Origin of the sequence: Methyloglobulus morosus KoM1 (assembly GCF_000496735.2) — a bacterium.
GTDB lineage: Bacteria > Pseudomonadota > Gammaproteobacteria > Methylococcales > Methylomonadaceae > Methyloglobulus > Methyloglobulus morosus.
In genome coordinates, this window is the sequence record NZ_AYLO01000173.1 from 1 (window position 1) to 4,506 (window position 4,506).

At 50.4% G+C, this 4,506-nt stretch carries 7 protein-coding genes; all 7 read right to left on the reverse strand.

The annotated features are described in order from the left end of the window. Nucleotides 1-162: 162 nt before the first annotated feature. Entirely contained in the window at nt 163-552 is a 390-nt protein-coding gene (locus MGMO_RS18425; RefSeq protein WP_023496600.1) for a type II toxin-antitoxin system HicB family antitoxin, read from the reverse strand. Between the two features lie 2 nt (nt 553-554). Continuing rightward, nucleotides 555-740, reverse strand: a complete 186-nt coding sequence (locus MGMO_RS18430; protein WP_023496601.1) for a type II toxin-antitoxin system HicA family toxin — start codon at nt 738-740, stop codon at nt 555-557. 137 nt (nt 741-877) lie between these two features. After that, on the reverse strand, nt 878-1,333 hold the full coding sequence (gene nusB, locus MGMO_RS18435; RefSeq protein ID WP_023496602.1) for a transcription antitermination factor NusB: 456 nt from the start codon (nt 1,331-1,333) through the stop codon (nt 878-880). Continuing rightward, nucleotides 1,330-1,809: a 6,7-dimethyl-8-ribityllumazine synthase gene (gene ribH, locus MGMO_RS18440; protein WP_023496603.1), complete on the reverse strand. Its 480-nt coding sequence runs from the start codon at nt 1,807-1,809 to the stop codon at nt 1,330-1,332. The genes nusB and ribH overlap by 4 nt, the downstream gene beginning before the upstream one ends. A 31-nt stretch (nt 1,810-1,840) precedes the next feature. Then, nucleotides 1,841-2,968 carry a bifunctional 3,4-dihydroxy-2-butanone-4-phosphate synthase/GTP cyclohydrolase II gene (gene ribBA, locus MGMO_RS18445; RefSeq protein WP_023496604.1) on the reverse strand — a complete coding sequence of 376 codons (1,128 nt, stop codon included), beginning with the start codon at nt 2,966-2,968 and terminating at the stop codon, nt 1,841-1,843. 141 nt (nt 2,969-3,109) lie between these two features. Then, nucleotides 3,110-3,778, reverse strand: a complete 669-nt coding sequence (locus MGMO_RS18450; protein WP_023496605.1) for a riboflavin synthase — start codon at nt 3,776-3,778, stop codon at nt 3,110-3,112. Between the two features lie 216 nt (nt 3,779-3,994). Further along, nucleotides 3,995-4,506, reverse strand: a 512-nt coding sequence (locus MGMO_RS20185; RefSeq protein ID WP_036308978.1) for a type II toxin-antitoxin system VapC family toxin, incomplete at its 5' end; no start/stop codon positions are given.

Consider the following 4,506-nt stretch of genomic DNA (forward strand, 5'->3'; position numbering starts at 1 on the left):
CCGCCCCGAAAAAACAGTTCGGCCCGCTCGTTGCTGAGTTTCCATAAACGGCAGAAAAAACTGTGCTTTTGAGACAAATAGGGCTTAACTTAATGGCAGTGATGCTCTGCGTGGGATCGATAATTAGTCATGCGCCTTTTGCCTTGCTCCTTACTTTTTATCTCAACCACCCATCGCGTCCCGCGCCGCCTGTGCCAAAAAACCGGATCGGGTTGCGCCGTGCGCCTTGGCATAAGCGTCAATCTCATTCACTAGGCTTTGTGGCAAGGAAATATTGAGGCGCACGGGCTTGGTATCCAGCTTGTCGGTATCCACGTCCAACAACAACCAAACGCCATCCTGGTAGTCAGGATTTGCCGCCAAGTCTTCCAACGGCGTGGGCGTTGGCAAGTCGCCTTTTTCGCCTTCGCACCACACTTCCAACGCCTCTTGCACCGCTTTGGGTAAGCCTTGCCAGTCATCGGTGGCGGAAAAACAGCCAGGGAAATCAGGTACGGTCACGCCGTGGGCGTAGTCTTTGTCGCCTAAATGAATATAAACTGGATATAACATAGTTACCAATCCCATCCGGCTTGCCGGAATATATTACGCAGTGTCCCAAGCGGGATGTCTTTTTTGGGGTGAGGAACAACAACATGCCCTGGCTTGGTCGGGTGGCTATATTTTTCATGGTCGCCTTTGCCGCCCGTTTTTACCCAGCCTTCGCTTTTCAATCGTTTGATGATTTCTTTGCTGTTCATGGGTCATATTATACACACTTATACACAACATAAAAGTGATGCGGGCAGATTGCACCCTTGCGCTACCTGACATTCGTATTAACTATTTGTTTTTAAGTCATTTCAAAACAGCAACGTGGTAACGATTATGCTATCCACTAATCTTGCGCCTTTTGCCTTGCACCTTGCACCTTACTTTTAATCTCCACCGCCCTCTTCGCCTGCGCCACCTTATCCAAAATCCCATTGACATACCGATGGCTGCCATCCGCCCCAAAGTCTTTGGCGAGGTTGATGCTTTCATTTAGGACGACGCGGTAGGGCATTTCAGGACGATGCATCAGTTCATATACGCCCATCCGCAATATCGCCCGTTCGACAGGGTCTATGACATCGACGGGACGGTCAACGAATTCGCTGAGGACTTCGTCGATGACATCCAGGCACTCAGGAACGCCATGAAACAGTTCCTTGAAGTAGCTTTTTTGTACGCCTTTTAAACGACCGTCTTCCTCAAATTGCAATTCAATGCTGATAAGGCTTTGCCCGGTCATCTGCCATTGGTAGAGCGCTTGCACGACGGCTTTACGTGCGTTGGTTTTGGTTTGGCTCATGGTTTGGCTAAATTTTCCAGTAGGCTCATCATTTCGATTGCAGACATCGCCGCTTCTGCGCCTTTGTTGCCTGCTTTCGTCCCGGCGCGTTCGATAGCTTGCTCGATACTATCGACGGTCAATACGCCAAAACTGACGGGGACATCGTATTTTAACGAGACGCTGGAGATGCCCTTGACGCATTCACCCGCGACGTATTCAAAATGCGGCGTGCCGCCACGGATGACCGCACCGAGAGCGATAATGGCATCGTATTTTTTGCTTGCCGCGACCCGTTGCACCACCAAAGGCAATTCAAATGCGCCTGGTGCTTTAACCAAGTGGATGTTTGCTCGATCTGCGCCGTGACGGACTAAGGCATCTATCGCGCCCGCTTGGAGTTGTTCGACGATAAAGCTGTTAAACCGTGATGCGACGATGCAGACGGTACGGCCTTGGGCGGAAAGGTTTCCTTCGATGGTTGTTATTGCGGACATTTGGTTTCCCTGCTTGTTACTTAAAAATTAATTATTTTGGCTCACTGCTTTCCCAAGCCTCACAACTGACATGCTCGGTCACTTCCAGGTCAAATCCTGCAAGGCCGACGTATTTCTTCTGTGCGCCCAGCACCTTTAATTTATGTACGCCAAGGTCAGATAAGATGCGCGCCCCGGTTCCCGTCATGCGCCAGTCGGGCGGCTCGCTGGGCGGGATCGTCACGCCGTTGTCTTCGAGTTGGTAGCGGTGGATCAACTCCACGAGGCTTTTGTTGCTTTCATTCTGCCGGATAACCACCAACACCCCCCGGCCTTCTTTGGCGATCTTCTGCATGGCAATCCGCATGGGGATGCTACGGTCGGTGCGTTTGGACGAAAACACGTCATCCAATAAATTCCGCGCATGAACCCTGACCAATACCGGATTGCCGTCAGATACCGGCCCCATGGCTAAAGCCAAGTGCAGATTATTGTCGTTCCTGTCTTGGTAAGCGTACAGCCGGAAATCGCCGAACTCAGTCGGAAAAGCGCATTCGCTGATGCGTTCTAAGGTGTTTTCATGCTGGATGCGGTAATGGATCAGGTCGGAGATTGTACCGATTTTAAGGTTATGGTGCTGGGCAAATATTTCTAAGTCCGGCTTTCTTGCCATCGTACCGTCTTCGTTTAGGATTTCGACGATAACGGCGGCAGGCTCTACGCCCGCCAAGCGCGCCAGATCGCAGCCCGCTTCGGTATGCCCTGCCCGGTTCAACACGCCGCCTGACTTTGCCATCAACGGAAAAATATGGCCGGGCTGGATCAAATCGTCCGGCTTGGCATTTGCCGCCACGGCGCATTGCACTGTCCGCGCCCGATCCGCCGCCGAAATGCCCGTGGTCACGCCCGTCGCGGCTTCTATCGAAACGGTGAAATTGGTCGAGTGCGTGGTCTTGTTTTCGTTAATCATCAACGGCAAGCGCAACTGCTGGCAACGCTCGCTGGTTAAGGTCAGGCAAATCAGCCCACGCCCGTACCGCGCCATGAAATTGATGTCTTCCGGGCGAGTAAACGCAGCCGCCATAACGAGGTCGCCTTCGTTTTCCCGGTCTTCATCGTCCATGATGATGACCATTTTGCCTAGTCGCAAGTCTTCTATGATTTCTTCGATGCTGTTCATTTAAAATTGACCTTACGAGTCCTACTGATAACCGCACTCCGACTGACTCAGTGCGAACCGAGCTTGATAAGCATTGCGGAATATTCGTTCGCGCTGAGTCCGGTACTTGTCGGAGGACCGAAACATGGACGGATAATCTATTTAGTGAATTCCTTTATCTAAAAAACCACTATTACGCAGCAATTCTTCGGTAATTTCCGGCTGTGGTTTTGCGGCTTTGTCGCCTAACAGCAACCGTTCCAGATACCTAGCCAGTAAATCGACCTCAAGGTTGACTGGGTTGCCCACTTTTATCTCTGCCAGCGTCGTTTCCTTGAGCGTGTGGGGGACGATATTAACACTAAACAATGCGCCATTCACGGTATTGACCGTCAGGCTGATGCCATCAATGCAAATTGAACCCTTTTCCGCGATGTATTTCGCCAGCTCATCCGGTACTTGAAAGGTCAGGCGCACTGAACGCGCATCCGGTTTCTGCTCCGTCAGTATCCCGATGCCATCCACATGACCGCTGACGATATGCCCACCCATTCGGGTGGTGGGTGTTAAGGCCAGCTCCAGGTTGACAGGCGTTCCAACTACGGCACTTTTCAATGTCGACCTGGACAGGGTTTCGTTGGAAACGTCCGCGCAAAAATGCTGCTTGCCGAGTTCAATCGCGGTTAAACACACGCCGTTGACGGCTATACTATCGCCTAACTGCGTACCCGATAGCGATAGTTTGCCGGTATTGATGGTCAGGCGGCAGTCGCCGCCTTTATGTTCGATGGCGGATATGAGGCCGATTGAGCTGATGATTCCTGTGAACATTTTAATTATTTATTGCTACAAATTGTATCCATTAAGCCATAGAATGTACTAAACGAAGGAAAGCACCTCGTTCCTCGGCACATCCTCCTACACATGGAGCATCTTACGGGTTGTGTGTAACTCACCATTTCAATGCTAAACGTCATTTTTTGGGTTACGACGCGCCTAGACCTTCGTACAAAACCAAACATCCGATACATTGTGCGTCTAACCCGCTTACCACCGCCACCATATTTGCTCACTCAGAGGATTCGTGTGATGCGGTACAGTCACAGGTTCTGAACCTTTTGGAATGCCAAGGTTTGCCCAATAGGACGATGGTTTCATCAGCTTCGTTGTACCCGAGACATCAGAAAGTCTTCTCAAAAATGTGCGGTCATACGTCAAAACGAAATCTAGCTCTAGCTCTTCCGCCTCTGCCAGTATTAGACAATCGCCATGCTTTTCTGGATGATACTCCTCGAATTGCAAGGCTCTTGCTTGAACTATGGCACGGTCACGAACAGGGTAATCAAGAAATAGAGTACGAATAAAACTTTCATGGAATTCGCGGCGAATAATATCTCGAATTCGACTCGTTTCCGAGATAACCGTTTCTGTTAGAATGAAAGTTCCTTGATTATAGAACCACGAACGTAGGAGAGCTTTCTTCTCTTCTGCAAAAGAATCGAATGGCTCATGAATACTCTCGATGCTGTCAAGTAGGTATGACAGACACTGCGAATCTA